This is a genomic window from Rhodococcus zopfii NBRC 100606 = JCM 9919 (assembly GCF_001895025.1).
In the GTDB taxonomy this organism is placed as follows: domain Bacteria; phylum Actinomycetota; class Actinomycetes; order Mycobacteriales; family Mycobacteriaceae; genus Rhodococcus; species Rhodococcus zopfii.
In genome coordinates this window covers 1-986 of the sequence record NZ_BCXI01000131.1, presented here as the reverse complement: position 1 = coordinate 986, position 986 = coordinate 1, and the positions used below count along the sequence as shown (strand labels likewise).

The following is a 986-nucleotide window of genomic DNA, read 5'->3' as shown; positions in this document are numbered from 1 at the left end:
AGAGAGTGTTGTGGAACCCGCGCTGTCAGTCGGTGAGGTCCTCTGCTAGCCGGCGTGCCGCTTCGGCTTCGATCGGACCGCGGGGCTCGATGTCCTCGCCGGCCAGGCGGGCCGCCATGAGCCTGATCATCGCGACCTGGATCATGGCCTCGGCATGTGCCGTCTTGCGTTCGTAGTCCCGCGCCAACCGTCTACACCTCGTCAACCATCCGAAGGTCCTCTCGACCACCCACCGCCGGGGCAGCACCTGGAAGCCTTTCACGTCCGCGTTGCGAGGTACCACCACGACCTCGAGATTCTCGGTGCGGGCCGCCCAGTCGACCAGGCCCGCATCGACCGAGTTGACGTACCCGCCGTCGACCCACACCAGCCCCAACCCGGGAAACCGGGTCCGGGCCCCGGCCAGCACCAGCCGGGCCCCGGCCCGGTCCTGCACCGACGCCGAGTGCACCAGCCCGACCAACATCAACCCGAGGGTGTCGACCAGCAGATGACGCTTGCGGCCCCGGACGCGTTTGCCGGCGTCGTAGCCGATCTGCTCGCCGCCCTCGCTGCTGCGCACCGACTGCGAGTCCAGCACCGCCGCCGACGGTTGCGGATCACGTCCGTCGTTGGCACGCAACCGATCTCGCAGGGTGTCGTGGATGCGCGCCCAGGTGCCGTCCGCGCTCCAGGCGGCGAAGATCCGGTAGGCGGTGCTCCACGGGGCCAGATCGTGCGGGACCAGCCGCCAGGCGCAGCCGGTGGCCAGCACGTACAAGATCGTGTCGACGACCAGTCGGCGTGGGTGCACCGCCGGCCGGCCCCCGAGCCGCGGGCTCGGTCGAGGCAGCAGCGGTGCGATCACCGCCCACTGCGCATCGGTCAGCGACGAGTCGTAGGCGGGCTTGCACACACACGGACACACGTACCGACACGATCATCGATCACGTTCGGATACCACGGCCGACACGCCGCGTCAGCACAGGGTTCCACAACACTCTCTT

1 protein-coding gene is annotated in these 986 nt (G+C 69.2%); it reads right to left on the bottom strand.

Annotated elements, in window-relative coordinates; all coding sequences use genetic code 11:
• Positions 1-25: 25 nt before the first annotated feature.
• Positions 26-895, bottom strand: a complete 870-nt coding sequence (locus tag RZ1_RS29445; protein ID WP_238072558.1) for an IS5 family transposase — start codon at positions 893-895, stop codon at positions 26-28.
• Positions 896-986 lie beyond the last annotated feature (91 nt).